Below are 17619 nucleotides of genomic sequence, written 5' to 3' on the forward strand. Positions count from 1 at the left end.
TCACGACGCGGCTGCCAGCCATCTGCCGACCAGCTCGGTGACAATGGCCCCACCCTGGTCACTGAGGTGGATGTGGTCCACCAAGAGTTCGAGATGATGACTGTGGGCGACGTCGTCCCACGTTCGGCCGAGTAGGTAGTGCTTCGCCGCGGCGCGGAAGGCGAGCGAAAAGCCGAAATCGAATGTCGTTGTAGCACTGGCAGATCGGCGTAAGCGGTCCGCGAACTGCTCGTTGACGGGAAGATAGCCGATACCGGCCGTGGTCGCGACGTTCTCGATCGCGGCATTGAAGTCGGCGAGACGGTGATTGATCGGGGCATCGAGATCCTCCCCCAGGGGCGGCAACGAGAGCAGTGCGATCCGCGCGGACGTCCGGGATCCGATGCGACCCACAAGTGCGCCGAGATCGGCGCGATACCGATCGACAGACACGTCGGCGCGCACGTCGTTGGTGCCCACCAGCAGAACGACCGCGTCCGGACGGCAGCGCACCACATCGGTGTCGACCCGGCCGAGTAGATCGGCGGCGGTATTGCCGTTCACCCCGGCGTTGACGAACGTGTAGCCGGCGAATTCGGGCCGATCGCGCAGCGCGCCGACCCAATTCGCGCCGAGCGTGCCCTGGGTCATGCTCGCTCCCGCCGCGACCACCACCGGCCCGGAGCCGGACGGCCTTCCCCCATCACAGGCCAGGGACGGCGAGTTCTCTGCCGACCGCAGAAAGGTGAGGTAGACAACGGCGCCGACCGCACCCAGCACGCCGATCAAGACCATGACCGCGGCAACGGCGATCGGCTTCTTCGGAATCTTTCGCGACACGATCGCGTACCTCCAGGTCGAACAGGGTTAGTGATTACTAACCACAGTGTGGGCTAGTATTCACTAACTGTCCAGTGCCGGAAGGATCACGGGTGAGCACACGGGATCGGATCCTCGACGCCGCGGCCGAGATTCTGCGGACGCGCGGTGTCGCGCAGGCGACCACCAAGGAGATCGCGCACGCGAGCGGCGTCTCGGAACCCACGCTGTACAAGTACTTCGGGGACAAAGAGCGCCTGCTATTGGCCGTCCTCCAGGAACGAGTGCCCGGGCCGTCACGCGTGACCATCGCCGCAGGCGCGGGAACGGTCGAAGGCAATCTCACCGAACTCGCCGCCGCGACGCTCACGTTCTACCAGCGATCCATTCCGATGCTGGGCGCACTGTTGGCCGACCCGCAGCGCATGGCAGCGCATCGCGACGCGATGAGCCGCCATGGTGCGGGGCCCGATCGGGCGGTCGAGTCGATCGCCGGATATCTGCGGGCCGAACAGGAACTGGGCCGGATCGCCGCGACGGCCGATCCCCACACCGCTGCGGCACTGTTGAACGGCGCCTGCTTCCACGAGGCGTTCTTGCGCTACTACGCCACCGGCCCCGATGCCGAGCCCGCACCACGTCCGTATGCCGAGGCGCTTGTCCGGTCGGTGTCCACGTCACTGCGGTGACACCCGCCCTCCGCCCACGTTCGCGGCACCGAAAGCGTGAGGCTCGGCTCAGCGGGGCATTGACGGTTGGCCGCGGCGCTGTCGCCGGTTCCCGTCGCCCGGTCGATCACGCAGGGCTACCTGCTCGCCTCCACGACGACCGGCACGATCCTGTGCGCGACGGCGTTCACCGGACTTGCGGCTGCCCGAGCGCGTCCGCCGCGAACGACTCCGACAGCTCGTCGATGACATCGCCGCGGATCTGCCTGCGTTCGTTGGCCAGCGCGGTCGTCGTGCAGATGCCGAACGCGCCGCGCTCGTCGTAGAGCACCGCCGCGCCCGCCGCGATCCCGTCGTCGCTGAGGTGACTCTCCGCCTCGAGGCCCATTTCGTCACCGACGGGCATGCGCGAGAACGTGATCGACACATCGGTGTTGATGAAACCGATGCCCTCGGTGCCCCAGTTGGTGACCAGACTGGTCTGCTCGCCGGTCATCGCCGCGTAGCAGAACGGCGACGACGGCTCCCCCGCGACGACCGGAATATTGCGCACCCACTTGCGTTTGCGGGCGTCGTTCTGATGTTCGGTCATATTCATCGACCACCCCTGCCCGTCACTGCCGAACAGGTGCATCGTCTGGTCGATGGTGGCCAGCGCACTCGGGGGCGGCAGCGGCCGATCCCGGTCCGGGCGCCACACCTCGCCCGGCGGCTGGGTCGAACGCTTCAGCAGGAGCGCGCTGCCACGGGCGACGATCTCGCCGTCGGCACGCACGACGATGCTCACCGAGCGGACCCGGTTGCCGTCGCGGACCAGTTCGCTGGCGATGGTCAGCGGCACGGCGGGCACCGGACGGTGCAGGTCGACGGTCAGTCGCGCCGGGGCGAACCCGCCGGTGCAGTACCCCGCCTCCACCTCGCGCGCCATCAACCCGCACACCGGCGGCCCGGACAGCGTGCTGGGCGCCCACAGGCTCAGCGAGTACCGCATCGGCGTGTAGACGCCGTCCGCGTGCGTGAAATAGCCAGGGGAGCTACTCATCGTGCCCCTTTCCTCCGCGGGCGCCGGGCGGGATCGCCACGGCGCACCATGCCTCACACTAGAACGTGTTGCAGTTTTGCGGCAAGTGCGGTCACTCCAGCTCACCCTCGGTTTCCAGGTAAACCTGCCGCAGTTTGTCCAGGGTCTCCTGCTCGGGGTGCTCCCACAGCTTGCGTTCGGCGGCCTCCAGGAGCCGTTCGGCGATGCCGTGCAGGGCCCACGGGTTGGACTGCTCCATGAACTTGCGGTTCACGTCGTCGAACACATAACTCTCGGAGAGCTTCTCGTACATCCAGTCGGCGACGACGTTGGTGGTGGCGTCGTAGCCGAACAGGTAGTCGACGGTGGCCGCCATTTCGAAGGCGCCCTTGTACCCGTGCCTGCGCATCGCCTCGAGCCAGCGCGGGTTCACCACGCGGGCACGGAACACGCGAGCGGTCTCCTCCGAGAGCGTGCGGGTGCGCACGGCATCGGGGCGGGTCGAGTCGCCGATGTAAGCCTCGGGATTCTTGCCGGTCAGCGCGCGCACGGTCGCGACCATGCCGCCGTGGTACTGGAAGTAGTCGTCGGAGTCGGCGATGTCGTGTTCGCGGGTGTCGGTGTTCTTGGCGGCGACCGCGATGCGCTTGTAGGCGGTGCGCATGTCGTCGGCGGCGGGGGCGCCGTCGAGGTCGCGGCCGTAGGCGTAACCACCCCAGGTGGTGTAGACCTGCGCGAGGTCGTCGTCGGTGCGCCAGCTCTTGGAATCGATGAGCTGGAGCAGGCCCGCGCCGTAGGTGCCGGGCTTGGACCCGAAGATACGCGTGGTGGCGCGCCGGGTGTCACCGTGCTCGGCGAGATCCGATTGCGCGTGTGCGCGAACGTAATTCGACTCGGCGGGCTCGTCGAGATCGGCGACGAGGCGGACCGCGTCGTCGAGCAGCGCCAGCACGTGCGGGAAGGCGTCGCGGAAGAACCCGGAGATGCGAACCGTGACGTCGACGCGCGGGCGCCCGAGTTCTTCGAGTTCGATCACCGCGAGCGAGGTGACGCGGCGGCTCGCCTCGTCCCACACCGGCCGGACACCGAGCAGCGCGAACACTTCGGCGATGTCGTCGCCGGAGGTGCGCATGGCCGAGGTGCCCCACACCGACAACCCGACCGACTTCGGGTACTCGCCGTGGTCGGCAAGGTAGCGGGCCAGCAGCGATTCCGCCATCGCCTGACCGGTTTCCCAGGCCAACCGCGACGGGACAGCCTTGGGGTCGACCGAATAGAAGTTGCGACCGGTCGGCAGCACGTTGATCAGACCACGCAGCGGGGAACCGCTGGGGCCCGCCGGAACGAACCCGCCGTTGAGCGCGTGCAGCACACGCGGGATCTCGATGCTGGTCTCACGCAGGCGCGGCACGACCTCGGTGGCGGCGAACCGCAAGATGGTGGCGACCTGGTCCAGCCGCTCGGCGTCGGCGACCACCACGGCGAGGTTCGTGCTCGACGCTGCGGCGCGGTGCCCGTCCAGGATCGCGGTCTCGAAGTCCGCGACCAGCTGCTCGACCGCGTCGACCGACCAGTCCGTCGCCTGCAACGCACCGAGCAGTTCGCGAGCACGGGCCTCGACCACATCCACGCGAACGCGGGCCTCGTCGCCGGATTCACTGAGCCCCAGCGCCTCTCGCAGGCCCGGCACATTCTGCTCGCCGCCCCACAGCTGACGGGCACGCAGCATGGCCAGCACCAGGTCGAGTTCCATCTCCCCCTCGGGAGCCTCGCTCAGGATGTGCAGGCCGTCGCGGATCTGGACGTCCTTGATCTCGCACAGCCAGCCGTCGACGTGCAGCAGCATGTCGTCGAAGACGTCCTCTTCGGGGCGTTCGGCGAGGCCGAGGTCGTGGTCCATCTTCGCCGCGCGCATCAGCGTCCAGATCTGCTGACGGATGGCGGGCAGCTTGGCCGGATCCAAGGCGGAGATGTTGGCGTGCTCGTCGAGCAGCTGCTCCAGACGGGAGATGTCGCCATAGGTCTCGGCGCGCGCCATCGGCGGGATCAGATGGTCGACGAGGGTGGCGTGCGCACGACGCTTGGCCTGGGTGCCCTCGCCGGGGTCGTTGACCAGGAACGGGTAGATCAGCGGCAGATCACCCAGCGCCGCGTCGGTACCGCAGGAGGCGGACATGCCGAGGGTCTTGCCGGGCAGCCACTCCAGGTTGCCGTGCTTGCCCAGGTGCACCATCGCGTCGGCGCCGAAACCGTCGGGCGCGGACAGCCAGCGGTAGGCGGCGAGATAGTGGTGACTCGGCGCCAGATCGGGATCGTGGTAGATCGCGACGGGGTTCTCCCCGAACCCGCGAGGCGGCTGCACCATCAGCACCACATTGCCGAAACGCAGTGCGGCGATGACGATCTCGCCCTGGGGATCGGCCGACCGGTCGACGTAGAGTTCGCCGGGCGGCGGCCCCCACGCCTCGACGACGGCCTCGCGCAGGTCCTCGGGCAGCGACTCGAACCAGCGGGTGTAGGTGGCGGCGCCGATGCGAATCGGGTTGCCCTCCAGTTGTTCCGCGCTCAACCACTCCGGGTCCTGACCACCCGCGGCGATCAGGGCGTGGATCAGCGCGTCGCCGTCCCGTTCCACCAAGCCGGGGATCTCGTCGATATCGCCGAGATCATAACCGGCGGAACGCAGTTCGGTGAGCAGGCGGATCGCGCTGGCCGGGGTGTCGAGACCGACGGCATTGCCGATGCGGGCGTGCTTGGTCGGATACGCCGAGAGCATGATCGCGATCCGCTTGTCCGCGGCCGGGATGTGACGCAGGCGGGCGTGCCGTACGGCGATCCCCGCCACGCGGGCACACCGTTCGGCGTCGGGAACATAGGCGGACAGACCGTCGGCGTCGAACTCCTTGAAGGAGAACGGCACCGTGATGATGCGGCCGTCGAATTCGGGCACCGCGACCTGGGTCGCGACATCGAGCGGCGACAGGCCGTCGTCGTTGGCTTCCCATTGCGCGCGCCCGCTGGTCAGGCACAGGCCCTGCAGGATCGGCACGTCCAGCGCGGCGAGCGCGGCCACATCCCAGGCTTCGTCGTCACCGCCGGCCGAGGCGGTCGCGGGCTTGCTGCCACCCGCCGCGAGGACGGTCACCACGAGGGCGTCGGCGCGACCGAGCAGAGTGAGGAGTTCGGATTCGGCGGTGCGCAGCGAGGCCGCGTAGACCGGGAGCGGGCGAGCGCCCTTGGCCTCGATCGCCTTGCACAGCGCCTCGATGTAGGCGGTGTTGCCCGCGAGATGCTGGGCGCGGTAGTAGACCACGGCGACCGTCGGGGCGTGCGGTTCGAGGATCCGCGAGGACCGGTCGAGTTCGCCCCAGGTGGGCAGCTGCGCGGGCGGTTCGAAACCGTGCCCGGTCAGCAACACTGTGTCGGACAGGAAGTTGTGCAGCTGCAGCAGGTTCTCGGCGCCGCCCGCGGCGAGGTAGTTGTGCGCGTCGGCCGCGACACCGACCGGCACCGTCGAGCATTCCATCAGCTCGGCGTCGGGTGCGATCTCGCCACCCAGCGCCACCATCGGCACGCCGCTCGCCCGGATCGCGTCGAGGCCCTCTTCCCAGGCGCGCTTGCCGCCGAGGATTCGCACGATCACCAGATCAGCGCCGTCGAGCAGTTCCGGCAGATCCTCCACGAGCAGCCGCGCGGGATTGCCCCAGCGGTACTCGGCGCCGCTCGCGCGGGCGCTCAGCAGGTCGGTGTCGGAGGTGGACAGCAGCAGGATCACAGGGTGAGACCTTCCTCGGGTTACGCGCCCATCGGGGTATGCGGTGCTCGCCGGGGAGGGTCTGGCTGTTCACAGTGGCGCGACCGCACCGGATTTCCACCGGTTTCCTCGACGCCCGCCGAGCAAGACGATGCTACTGGGCCAGTCCCGCCCGCAACTTTCCAGCCCGCTCCCCGCCGCTGGACAATCGATCAGCAGGCGATGGCGCGAGGACTCCGCGCCACTGCCTGATGATCTCGATCCGCGAGGCGGTGCTCAGCCGGTCGCTGTCGTCAATGGGTGGGCCGCCGGGTGGTGTCTTCGGCCGCGATGGACACGGCGAGCTCGGCGACGACGTCGCGGATCAATGCGCCGTAGTCGTCGTCCGGGAGGATGCCGAGTCGTTCGCGGGCGGCGTCGAGGTGGCGGGTGGCGGCGGGGAACGCGCCGAGGCGGCGGAAGTTGTCGGCGAGATTGAGGTGCAGCGAGGGGTAGAAGCCGGCGACCCGCAGGCCCGCGTGGTGGTCGTTCAGGCGGGTGTCGGTGAGGGCGTCGGCGGCGTCGAGGGCGCGAACGTCCCAGACCAGGGCTTCGGCCGGGTCGTCGTAGACGTCGGCCAGGTAGTGAGCGAGGGTGCAGCGGTGCAGCGGGTCACCGGCGGGGCCTACCTCGGCCCAGACCTCGAGCAGCGTCGTGCGGGCACGTTCGGCGTCGCCGGTGCGGAAGTCGGTGACTCCCTGGGTGATTCGGTTCATGATCGGGTCAGCGGTGGTCATCGGGACGTCTCCTCGGTGGGTTCGGGTCTGCACGGCATGGCCAGGGTCGACAGGTCGCCGTCGTCGGCGGAGCGGATCAGAACAGGCTGGTCGGGGGCGATGAGATCGAGCATCACGTCGGGTCCGACGGCGGTGGCGACGGCCGGGTAGAGGGTGGTGACGGCGAAATGGATCGTCATGGCAGGGCCGGTGACTGTCGCCTGCGGGATGTGCCGCGCCGCACCCGGTTCCGCGCACGCGGCGGCCGCGGCGCTCGAACTCTTCTGCTCGACCGGGTCGCCCGTCGAGGCGGAGCCTGTCGGTGAGGCGTGCGCCGTCCACGAGCCGGCGACCGTCACGGATACGGAGCCGGAGTCGGTCGTGTGCAGGACCACCGTGGGCGAGTCGGCGTGTTCCATGGCGTCGAGCAGCGCCGCACGAGTGAGCACGACTCGGGTCCGCACGGGGGCGAGCGCGGCCAGCATCGCTCGGTAGTCGGGGAAGTCGTGGGTCGATCGGCGGCAGCGGCAGCGGGTGCCATCGGGCTGGGCGGCGTGGCGCGTCGTCGGCTCACCGCCTCCGCCCGTGCGGTCTCGGTCGACTGAATCCGTGGTGGCCATGCGGAATTCGATGCTGTCGCGATGGGGTCGGATCGCGACCACGTGCCGGCGACGCAACCAGGACGCGGCCGCACGGAGGTCGTCGGCGTCCACCGTCGCGTTCCAGACCGCGGCACCGGCGCGGGTGGGGCGGACGGTGCGGGTCGCCAGGCGGTAGCGATCCGTCGCGGTGAGGATCAGCTGGTGCCCGTCGGACTCGAACAGCATCGTGTCGAGTACCGCCAGATCCGGATCGGCGACCGTGGCCGTCGCGACCTGGTCGATCGCCGCCGCCAGCACCGGTCCGCGCACCCACACGTCGTCGCGCGTTCCCGGCAGACCTCGCTCCGACTCCGGGTTTCGCACGAGCGGCGATCGAGCACTGCCTCGATCACCGGTCGGCACCGAGACTTGGTCGCGATGCCCGCTCCCACCGACTCCGGACGCCGATCCGTGGGTGGCCAGGAGGGCGCCGAGGGCGGCCGCGGCAGCGGCGCGGACCTCGCCCTGGTGCCGGTCCAGGTCGGCGAGGTGCGCGTCGAGGAGGACGAGCGCACGGGCGGGATCGGGTTCGGCGAGCAGGGCGGTCACCGCGGGCAGTGGCATGTCCATCGCGCGCAGGTGACGCAGCAGGCGGGCGGGAGCGGACTGTTCCGGGGCGTAGTAGCGGTAGCCGGTAACCCCGTCGACGACGGCGGGGGCGAGGATGCCGGCGTCCGCGTAGAAGCGCAGGGCACTGGCGCTCAGGCCGCAGGCGCGGGCGAAGGCTCCGATGGTGATCAGCTCGGTGTCGGGCACCGGTTCATGATCGGGGTTCGAGTGAGTCGAAGGTCAAGTCGTCGGTCGGCCGGTGCCCGCGGCGACCATCTCCGGGGAACCCGTGCCGAGATTGCGGTACACGTTCGCGACCACCAGCTGACCGAGGGCGTTGTTGCCCACGCCACCGATCACCGCACCGATTCCCGCCGGAATCAGGGTGCCGAACAGCAGCAGTGTGCGTTTGACCAGGTAGTTGACGATGAACCGTTTGGCCGGGGAATCGGGCATGCTCGCCAGACCGGGGATGTGGTCGGTGACGACCGAGAGCCACTGGCCCGTCTTGTGGCCCGCGGTCTCGTCGAGCACCTTGGTGCCCGCGTCGCCGAGCACGACCTTCGACACCAGGTGCGCTTGCCGCGAGTCGTCGGGTTCGAGGCCGTACGCCGCGGCGGCGCCGACGGACAGCACCGACGACGCCTCGAGGAACACGAGGGTGTCCACTCCGGTCGCGGCCAGACCGAGCACCGTGCCCACCCCGGGCACCGCGGCGGTGAGCCCCACTGTGACGCCGCTGGTGGTGACGACCACCAGGTACTGGCGCGAGAGCCGCTGCACGATCTCCACCGGCGCGTCCTGCGGGTGCCTGCGGCCCAGCCAGTCGACGTAGCGGCGCACCACCGGCGCCTGGGCCTGCGCGACCCTGTCGAGCGCGGGAACGACACGCTTGTCCACGAATTCACGCAGCATGCGGCGACTCTCCTGTCAGTACTCGGCCGGCGAAGGATCCGCCACTCACCCTAGCGACTACCCGCGAATCGCCCCGTCACGCGAGAGGGCCCCGTCACATCCGCCGGACCGCGCGGGCGGGCGACCTCGCCGCTGGGCGGAGCGGGCGGCGGCCCCGCACGGTGCGGTACGGGCCGTAGCGGGTGCGTCGTAGGCTTGAGCATCATGACCAGGAGCGCGCCCGATTCTTGCCCAGGGGTTCTGCGGTTGCATCACGCTGCCGACGGGCCGTTGGCGCGGATCCGCGTGCCGGGCGGGCGGTTGACATCGGCGCAGCTGCAGGCATTGGCCGACGCTGCGCGTGACCTGGGCAACGGGAACCTCGAGCTGACCTCGCGGGGAAATATTCAGCTGCGGCAGGTGAGGGACGCCTCCGAACTCGCGCAACGGCTGGGTGCGGCGGGTCTGCTGCCCAGCGAGACCCACGAGCGGGTGCGCAATATCGTGGCCTCACCGCTGTCCGGGCGAGTCGGCGGGTTCGCGGACGTGCACGGGCTCGCGATCGACCTCGACGCCGGATTGCGCGGCGATCCGCAGCTGGCGCAGCTGCCGGGACGCGTGCTGTTCACCCTCGACGACGGACGCGGTGATGTGAGCACGCTGCGCGGTGACATCGGCGTTCAGGCGGTGGGCGCCGACGAGTTCGCGCTGCTGCTGGCGGGCTCCGACACCGGGCTTCGGGTCACCGCGGGCGACGCGGTCGACGTGATGCTCGACGCGGCGCGCGGCTTTCTCGATCTGCGGGGGACCAGCGAGTCGGGGCAGTGGCGGTTGCACGAGATTGCGGGCGGGGTCGAATCGGTGGTCGAGACGCTCGACCGCTCGCCCGTCGGCGAACCGCTCGAACTCGGTGCGACACACGCTGTTCCGATCGGCTGGCTCGATCAGGAGGACGGCCTCGTCACGCTCGGCGCCGGGGTGCCGCTCGGCACGTTGTCGGCCAGGACGACCGAATTCCTCGCCGCTGTCGAACGCCCCGTCTTCGTCACCCCCTGGCGCAGCCTGGTGATCACCGACCTCGACGAGGGACCCGCTGAAACCGTGGTGCGGGTACTGGCGCCGATGGGCCTGATCTTCGATGCGAATTCGCCGTGGTTGCAGGTCAGCGCGTGTGCCGGACGCCCCGGCTGCGCGAAATCGCGCACCGATGTTCGCGCCGACCTGGCCGCCGCCGTCGAATCCGATCGTGTCCTGCCCGAGGCGGCCGGACTCGACCAGCCGACCGAGCGCACCGCCACCTCGGCCGATCCCGAGAACGGTACCGCGACTGCGGCTTTCGAGCAGCGCAGGCCCACGATGGAACTCGTCGCGGCCGAATCCGTCACCGTCGCGGGTCGCCAGCACTGGTCGGGGTGCGATCGGCGCTGCGGTCGCCCACGCGGTCCCGTGACCGATGTCGTCGCCACCGATCACGGCTATCGCGTCGACACCGACGACGCGACCACCACGCCCTGACCTCACGACGGCCGAGCGAAACTCGATCGACGGTCGCGGGATCGTTTCGTACCCTTGCCTTCTCACTACGAGGGGGTTCCCATGTCCACACTGCGGGTGACAGCCGAGCGGCTCGTCGTCGTACCACATCCGAATGCCGATCGGCTCGAACTGGCCCAGGTAGGGCTGTACCGGGCCGTGGTCGCCAAGGGTCAGTTCACGACGGGGGATCACGCGGTCTACATTCCGGAACAGTCGGTGCTGCCCGGCGAGCTGATAGCCGAGCTGGGACTGACCGGGAAACTCGCGGGCTCGCTGCGTAATCGGGTAAAGGCGGTGCGGCTGCGCGGCGAGGTGTCGCAGGGCATCGTGTGCACCCCGGCCGCGCTGGACGGGGTGGATCTCGCGGCGGCCGCGCTCGCGCGGACCGACTTCGCCGAGTCGCTCGGGATCGTGAAATGGGTTCCGCCGGTACCGGTCTCGATGTCGGGCCAGGTCGAGCCGGCGCCGGATCTGCTGCGGTGGGTCGACGTCGAGAACATCAAGCGGTTTCCCGGCATCTTCGCGCCGGGGGAACCGGTGGTGGCGACCGAGAAGATCCACGGCACCGCCTGCCTGCTCACCCATGTGCGTGACGGTGACCGAATTCTGGTGTCGTCCAAGGGGGTCGGTGGCCGGTCGCTGTCGCTGACCGAGGCCGACGGCAACCTGTACTGGCGCGCGATCCGCGCCCACGGGCTCGACGAGACCGCTCGCAAACTCGCCGCCGCGCTCGACGCCGACCGCATCGGCCTGTTCGGCGAGGTGTACGGCGCGGGCGTGCAGGACCTGCACTACGGCGCGTCCGCCGCGCACGACGAGTCGCTCGGCTTCGGACTGTTCGACATCGCGGTGGACACCGGCGCGGCGCCGGTCCGCTGGCTCGACCATCACGAGATCAGTGCCCTGCTCGACGATCTCGGCCTCACCGTCTCGCGCGTGCCGGTCCTCTACGAGGGCGCCTACGACGCGGAGTTGCTCATGGAGCTGGCCGAGGGCACCGAAACCGTCAGCGGCGCGGGAACCAACATCCGCGAGGGCTTGGTGGTGCGACCTGCCACCGAACGCCAGTCCCCGATTCTCGGTGGCCGGGCGATCGGCAAGATCGTCTCCGCCACGTACGTGCTGCGCGATGGCGGTACCGAGTACGAGTGAACCACCGCGCTACGCGTGCACTGCCCGTCTCCGATCCGATGTCGCATCGATCACGGGAAAGTGCACGCGTAGCACGGCATTCAGCAGATCCAGGTCGCTACCCGGGACGCGCTGAGCGCATTGTCTCCGAGACCACCGCCGCGGCGAGGGTGCCCATCACGCCGAGCACCAACCACACCCCGCCGATGTGCGGCGCCGCCCCACCGAGCGCGAGCGCGACCACCAGGCACGGCACCGGCCACCGCAGCAACCACCGTGCCCCGGCGCTGCGCACCCCACCGAGGCCGCACACCAGGAAGAAGGCGGCGGCACCACCACCGAGCACCCAGCCGAGCCCGGCGGGCAGATGACCGGACGGGTGCGCCGCGACCAGACCCAACCCCGCGGCGACGGTCGCGATCGCACCACTGATCGCGCAGTGGACCGCCATCACCCGCTGATAGGGCATACCGACAGCGCCCGGCGACTGCCCCATCAGGCGCGGCACGAACCCGTAGCGCAAGGTCAGCGCCCACATCGCGATCAGGCACAGGAACGATCCCGCCCCGATGACGCACACCGCGACGGTCCACTCCTCCGCCGACACCGCCGCGATCACCGAGATCACCCCTTCACCCAGCACGATGATCAGATACTGGCCGAGCCGTTCCCCCAGGTGCGGCGCATCGGCGTGCAGCGCTTGCAGTTTCGGTGGCGTCGTCTCGCGCGATCGTCGACCCGGCCCGCCGCGTGGCGGCCCTCCGCCGCCGCGGCGCAACCGGGCCCGCACCCGCCGTTCGGCATCGACCATCAGTCGTTCCGAGTCGATGGCGAACATGATCCACAGGTCGATCGCGAGCCCCACCGCCCACAGCACGAACTTCCACGGTGTGGGCACCCACAGCGACACCAGCCAGGGCACGGTGCCCGCGCCGATCTGCGCGATCGGCCAGTCCACCACGATCTGGCCACGCTGCCACGCCGACGACGACGCCACCCGCACCAGCACATAGATCGCGGCGAAGACGTTCATGTGCTCGTCGGGGGCACCGTCGACCGCGGCCATCATCACGCACAGACCGAACATGCACCCGAACACCATCGTGGTGCGCGCCTGCTCGCCCGCGACGTTGCTGTACACGGTGACACAGGCCCACACCACCCAGAAGGCCAGATACAGCACCACATACAGCCCGAATTCACCCAGCGAGGGGCCGCGGTGCAACAGGTGGGTGAGCTGGCCGATACCCGCCACGGCGACCAGGTCGAAGAACAGCTCGGTCCAGCTCGCGCGCCGTTCCTCGGTGCTGTGCTCGGGGTGAGCCATCGGCCCAGTATGTGGGCGGTGGCGGTGCGGTCCGGCTAGCCCACGGCCGTGTCGCGACGGGTGTGCAGCTCGAGCACGCAGCACTTCACGCCGCCGCCGCCCTTGCGCAGTTCGGACAGATCCAGCGCCACGGGGACGAATCCCCGCGCCCGCAGCTGCGCGATGAGACCGGTGGCGCCGGGGTCGAGGAAGACGTGTTCGCCGTCGCTGAGCCCGTTCAAGCCGAAGCAGAGCGCGTCGTTGTCGTCGGCGAGGATCGCGTCGGGGTAGAGGGCGGTCAGCACCTCGCGAGCGGCCGGGCTGAACGCGGCCGGGTAGTAGGCCACGGTGGTGTCATCGAGGACCATCAGCGCGGTGTCGAGGTGATAGAAGCGCGGGTCGACCAGCTCGAGCGACACCACCGGCACGTCGAAGTACCGTTCCACCTCCGCGTGCGCCGACAGCGAACAGCGGAACCCGACACCGGCCAGAATCCGCCGCCCGGCGAACGCGAAATCGCCCTCCCCCTCGTTGGTTTCGGCCGCGGCGGCCAGCTCACGCAGTTCCCGGGCCGCGAACCACCGATGGAAGGCGGGTCCCTCGGCGGCGCGTTCGGGGTGGGCGAACCGGGCCGAGAGCGCGTGTCCACCGATCACGATGCCGCTGTTCGCGGCGAAGACCATATCCGGCAGACCGGGTTCGCCGGGCACCGTTTCCACGGTGTGCCCGTGTGCTTCCAGGGTCGCGCGCAAGATCTCCCACTGGGCGAGCGCGCGCGCCCGATCGACCGGAGCGGCCGGATCCATCCACGGATTGATCGCGTAGGTGACCTCGAAATGGTCGGGGCGGCACAGCACATAACGGCGCGGGGAGGCGGTCCGCGCGGGTGCTGAGACACGAAGGGGGCTGGCGGCGGTCATCAGGACTCCTGGTGGCAGCGCGGACGGTTTCACCGACCGTAATCGCCGTCCCATTGCGCCCGGAACACCGATTCGTTGTGCATTTCGATGTAAGAATGGGGAATCATTGCGTGCCGACGAAGGAGCGACGTGGACGATATCGATCGGCGCATTCTCGCGGAGCTGCTCGTCCACGCCCGCGCCTCGTTCCAGGAGATCGGTTCGGTGGTCGGGTTGTCCGCGCCCGCGGTGAAGCGGCGGGTGGACAAGATGGTCGCGAGCGGACAGATCACCAGGTTCACCGCGCAGGTCAACCCGGCCGCGCTGGGCTGGAAAACCGAGGCCTACGTCGAGGTCTACTACCGCGACAACATCTCCCCGGCCGAGCTGCGGCGCACCCTCGAACCGATTCCACAGGTCGTCGGAGTGTGGACCATCGCGGGCGAGGCCGACGCGCTCGTGCACGTGATGGCCACCGACATGGCCGAGATCGAGGTGACGGTCGAGCGGATCAGGGAGAACGCGCGCGTCGGGCGCACCCGCAGCTCGCTGGTGATGTCGCGCATTCTCGAACGCCCCCGTACCTGAGCCGCCGGACACCACGTCAGACCCAGGTTCTAGGGTTGTCGCCATGTCCGACGTGCGTGCCAGCTACCTCACCGACGGGGCCGAGATCTATCGGCGCTCGTTCGCGACGATCCGCGCCGAGGCGGATCTCGCCGGTTTTCCCGCCGATGTGGAACGGGTGGCGGTGCGGATGATCCACGGCTGCGGGCAGGTCGACCTGGCCCCCGACATCGCCTTCTCCGCCGGTGTGGTCGCCGCCGCGCGCGCCGCGCTGCACGCAGGAAAGCCGATCATCTGCGATGCCAATATGGTCGCCTCGGGGGTGACCCGCAAGCGACTGCCCGCCGACAACGCGGTGCTGTGCAACCTCACCGACCCGCGCGTGCCCGAACTCGCCGCGCGACTGGGCAATACACGCTCGGTGGCGGCGCTGGAGCTGTTGCGCGACCAGCTCGACGGCGCGGTGGTGGCCATCGGCAACGCACCGACCGCGCTGTTCCACCTGCTCGACATGCTCGACTCCGGTGCGCCGCGACCCGCGGCGATCATCGGCATCCCGGTCGGGTTCATCGGTGCCGCCGAATCCAAGCAGGCGCTGATCGACTTCGGCGGGATCGAGTATCTGACCGTCCGTGGCAGGCGCGGCGGCAGCGCGATCACCGCGTCGGCACTGAATGCGATTGCGAGCGAACAGGAGTGAGTGAGATCAGCACCGGCAAACTGTGGGGTATCGGCCTCGGTCCCGGCGATCCGGAACTGGTGACGGTGAAGGCCGCCCGGCTCATCGCCGAAGCCGATGTGGTCGCGTTCCACAGCGCCAAGCACGGCCGCAGCATCTCCCGCGCCATCGCGGAGCCGTATCTGCGCGCCGGGCAGATCGAGGAGCACCTGGTCTACCCGGTGACCGTGGAGACCACCGACCATCCCGGCGGATACCAGGGCGCGATCGACGAATTCTACGAGCAGGCGGCCGCGCGGCTGGCCACCCATCTGGCCGCGGGGCGTACCGTCGCGTTGCTCGCCGCCGGTGATCCGCTGTTCTACTCCTCCTACATGCACATGCACCGGCGGCTGGCCGATCGATTCGAGGCCGAGATCATCCCCGGCATCACCTCGGTGAGCGCGGCCTCCGCGGCGCTGGGAACTCCGCTGGTGGAGGGTGAGCAAGTGCTGACGGTGCTGCCCGGCACCATGCCCGTCGAGGAGCTGACCGAGCGGCTGCGCGAGACCGACGCCGCCGCGATCATGAAGCTGGGGCGCACGTTTCCCGGAGTACGCCAGGCACTCTCGGATTCCGGCCGGTTGGCCGACGCGTACTACGTCGAACGCGCGAGCAGCACTCGTCAGCGAGTGCTCGCCGCGGCCGACGTCGACGAGGCCGACGTGCCGTACTTCTCGATCACCCTGGTCCCGGGTCCGACGCCGACCACCGTGATCCCCGCGCGCGGCGCTTCCGTCCGTCAGCCCACCGCCGCCGCCGACGACCGCACAGGCACCGTGGCTGCGGCGCCTGGCCGTCCGGACATCTCGCCGGATGAATCAGCGGAGGCGCCGGGCGAAGTCGTCGTCGTCGGTCTGGGGCCCGGCGACGCGGACTGGACGACGCCGCAGGTCACTGCCGCGTTGGCGGAGGCGACGGACCTCGTCGGGTACACCACCTACATCAATCGCGTCCCGGAGCGGGCGGGTCAGCGACGGCACGCCAGCGACAACAAGGTCGAATCCGAGCGCGCCGCGATGGCACTGGACCTGGCCAAGCGGGGCGCGCGCGTCGCGGTGGTGTCCTCGGGCGATCCCGGCGTTTTCGCGATGGCGGCCGCCGTTCTCGAGGTGTCGGCCGAACCGCAGTTCCAGGATGTCCCGGTGCGGGTGCTGCCCGGCCTGACGGCCGCCAACGCGGTGGCCAGCCGGGTCGGCGCACCGCTCGGGCACGACTACGCGATGATCTCGCTGTCGGATCGGCTCAAGCCGTGGGAGGTCGTCGCACAACGACTTTCGGCGGTCGCGGCGGCCGATATGGCCATCGCGATCTACAACCCGGCCTCGTCGCAGCGCCGCTGGCAGGTCGGCGCCATGCGCGAGGTCCTGCTCGAACACCGCCCGCCGCACACGCCGGTGGTGCTGGGCCGCGATGTCGGCGGGCCCACCGAATCCGTCCGGGTGACCACTCTCGGTGAGCTCGATCCCGACGAGGTCGACATGCGCACCCTGCTGATCATCGGATCCTCGACCACCACCATGTTCGACACGCCGGAAGGCACCCGCGTTTTTACTTCGCGTAGGTACGGGTCGGTACCGAGCCGGTAGTCCGCGCCGGACAGTCCACGAACCGCACGGTCGCTACCCCGCGTCACCCGGGCCGAACGGCCGCCGAATCAGCACCGCGGACGACCCCGGCGACCCCGAGACCGACCGAGACTTCCGCGATCCTCGGCAACCCCCGTCGCCCGCGAGGCCCGGCGACACGCCCGTGCGATGGCACACTTGTTCCGCGGGCATGCCCGCATGCACACCAGTCTGACAGCTCGTTTCCTGGTTCGATTCCCCAACGCGTCCCACGAGGACGATGAAAGGATTCACCACGATGAGAGTTCAGCACCACGCACAGAACACGCTCGGTACCCGATTACGGCGCGGTGTGACGGTCGGCCTGATAGCCGCCGCCATGGCGGTTCCGGTCACCGCGGCCGCCCAGGCGCCCGCTCCCCCGGCCCCGCCTGCGCCCTCAGCGCCGGCTCCCGAAGCGCAGACGCAAGCGGACCCCGTCGCACCCGCGGCTCCCGCGGCACCCGCAGCGCCCGGGCTGCCTGCATTGCCCGGCTTGCCCGGAGCGCCTCTCGCCGAGGGTGCCTCCAGCATCACCTTGACGGTCAACGGCTTGGACGGCGAGCCCATCGCGGTCGATATCGACACCACGGCGACCGTCAAGGACCTCAAGGCCCTCATCCAGGAGCAGACCGGCGTTCCGGCGGCCGATCAGCAGCTCATCACCGAGAGCGAGGTCAAGCTCGAGGACGCCAACACTCTGGCGTCCTACGAACTGGCCGACGGTGACATCGTGAACCTCGCGCTGGCCTGAGCCTGACGAGTCGATCACCGC

General features: G+C 69.6%; 15 protein-coding genes. 7 read left to right on the forward strand and 8 right to left on the reverse strand.

Annotated elements, in window-relative coordinates:
* Complete coding sequence (locus ACWDXS_RS13420) at positions 1–819, reverse strand: SGNH/GDSL hydrolase family protein (protein ID WP_449965411.1); 819 nt, start codon at positions 817–819, stop codon at positions 1–3.
* Between the two features lie 92 nt (positions 820–911).
* On the opposite strand from ACWDXS_RS13420, the gene ACWDXS_RS13425 reads away from it, so the two are divergent.
* Positions 912–1487 carry a TetR/AcrR family transcriptional regulator gene (locus tag ACWDXS_RS13425; protein ID WP_378987991.1) on the forward strand — a complete coding sequence of 192 codons (576 nt, stop codon included), beginning with the start codon at positions 912–914 and terminating at the stop codon, positions 1485–1487.
* Between the two features lie 166 nt (positions 1488–1653).
* On the opposite strand, the gene ACWDXS_RS13430 is transcribed toward ACWDXS_RS13425, so the two are convergent.
* The 5 genes from ACWDXS_RS13430 to ACWDXS_RS13450 all read right to left on the reverse strand — a co-directional run bounded on the left by ACWDXS_RS13430 (position 1654) and on the right by ACWDXS_RS13450 (position 9101).
* Complete coding sequence (locus ACWDXS_RS13430) at positions 1654–2508, reverse strand: acyl-CoA thioesterase domain-containing protein (protein WP_387443362.1); 855 nt, start codon at positions 2506–2508, stop codon at positions 1654–1656.
* 91 nt (positions 2509–2599) lie between these two features.
* Positions 2600–6262, reverse strand: a complete 3663-nt coding sequence (gene cobN / locus ACWDXS_RS13435) for a cobaltochelatase subunit CobN (RefSeq protein ID WP_449965416.1) — start codon at positions 6260–6262, stop codon at positions 2600–2602.
* 272 nt (positions 6263–6534) lie between these two features.
* On the reverse strand, positions 6535–7017 hold the full coding sequence (locus ACWDXS_RS13440) for a hypothetical protein (protein ID WP_449965418.1): 483 nt from the start codon (positions 7015–7017) through the stop codon (positions 6535–6537).
* Complete coding sequence (locus ACWDXS_RS13445; RefSeq protein ID WP_449965421.1) at positions 7014–8393, reverse strand: DNA polymerase III subunit beta family protein; 1380 nt, start codon at positions 8391–8393, stop codon at positions 7014–7016. Before ACWDXS_RS13445 ends, ACWDXS_RS13440 begins: the two co-directional genes overlap by 4 nt.
* A gap of 33 nt (positions 8394–8426) precedes the next feature.
* Entirely contained in the window at positions 8427–9101 is a 675-nt protein-coding gene (locus tag ACWDXS_RS13450; protein ID WP_449965424.1) for a hypothetical protein, read from the reverse strand.
* Positions 9102–9305: 204 nt separating this feature from the next.
* Here ACWDXS_RS13450 and cobG point away from each other — a divergent pair, with 204 nt between their 5' ends.
* Positions 9306–10595 carry a precorrin-3B synthase gene (gene cobG, locus ACWDXS_RS13455; protein ID WP_449965427.1) on the forward strand — a complete coding sequence of 430 codons (1290 nt, stop codon included), beginning with the start codon at positions 9306–9308 and terminating at the stop codon, positions 10593–10595.
* 81 nt (positions 10596–10676) lie between these two features.
* Positions 10677–11768 (forward strand): RNA ligase (ATP), encoded by a 1092-nt coding sequence (locus ACWDXS_RS13460; protein ID WP_449965429.1) that lies wholly within the window; start codon positions 10677–10679, stop codon positions 11766–11768.
* Between the two features lie 97 nt (positions 11769–11865).
* Here the strand turns inward: ACWDXS_RS13460 and ACWDXS_RS13465 are convergent, their stop codons facing one another.
* Positions 11866–13074 carry a low temperature requirement protein A gene (locus ACWDXS_RS13465; protein WP_449965432.1) on the reverse strand — a complete coding sequence of 403 codons (1209 nt, stop codon included), beginning with the start codon at positions 13072–13074 and terminating at the stop codon, positions 11866–11868.
* A 35-nt stretch (positions 13075–13109) separates the two neighbouring features.
* The gene (gene ddaH, locus ACWDXS_RS13470) at positions 13110–13973 is read right to left on the reverse strand and encodes a dimethylargininase (protein ID WP_378988013.1); all 864 of its coding nucleotides are present in this window, start codon (positions 13971–13973) and stop codon (positions 13110–13112) included.
* Positions 13974–14102: 129 nt separating this feature from the next.
* Here ddaH and ACWDXS_RS13475 point away from each other — a divergent pair, with 129 nt between their 5' ends.
* The 4 genes from ACWDXS_RS13475 to ACWDXS_RS13490 all read left to right on the forward strand — a co-directional run bounded on the left by ACWDXS_RS13475 (position 14103) and on the right by ACWDXS_RS13490 (position 17598).
* Complete coding sequence (locus ACWDXS_RS13475; RefSeq protein ID WP_378988015.1) at positions 14103–14540, forward strand: Lrp/AsnC family transcriptional regulator; 438 nt, start codon at positions 14103–14105, stop codon at positions 14538–14540.
* 43 nt (positions 14541–14583) lie between these two features.
* The gene (locus ACWDXS_RS13480; protein WP_378988017.1) at positions 14584–15219 is read left to right on the forward strand and encodes a precorrin-8X methylmutase; all 636 of its coding nucleotides are present in this window, start codon (positions 14584–14586) and stop codon (positions 15217–15219) included.
* Positions 15220–15224: 5 nt separating this feature from the next.
* Complete coding sequence (gene cobJ / locus ACWDXS_RS13485; protein WP_449966216.1) at positions 15225–16826, forward strand: precorrin-3B C(17)-methyltransferase; 1602 nt, start codon at positions 15225–15227, stop codon at positions 16824–16826.
* 277 nt (positions 16827–17103) lie between these two features.
* A complete protein-coding gene (locus ACWDXS_RS13490; protein ID WP_449965436.1) occupies positions 17104–17598 on the forward strand; it encodes a ubiquitin-like domain-containing protein in 495 nt (164 codons plus the stop codon).
* The last annotated feature ends 21 nt before the right edge of the window (positions 17599–17619 follow it).

It is taken from the genome of Nocardia sp. NPDC003183 (genome assembly GCF_053590715.1).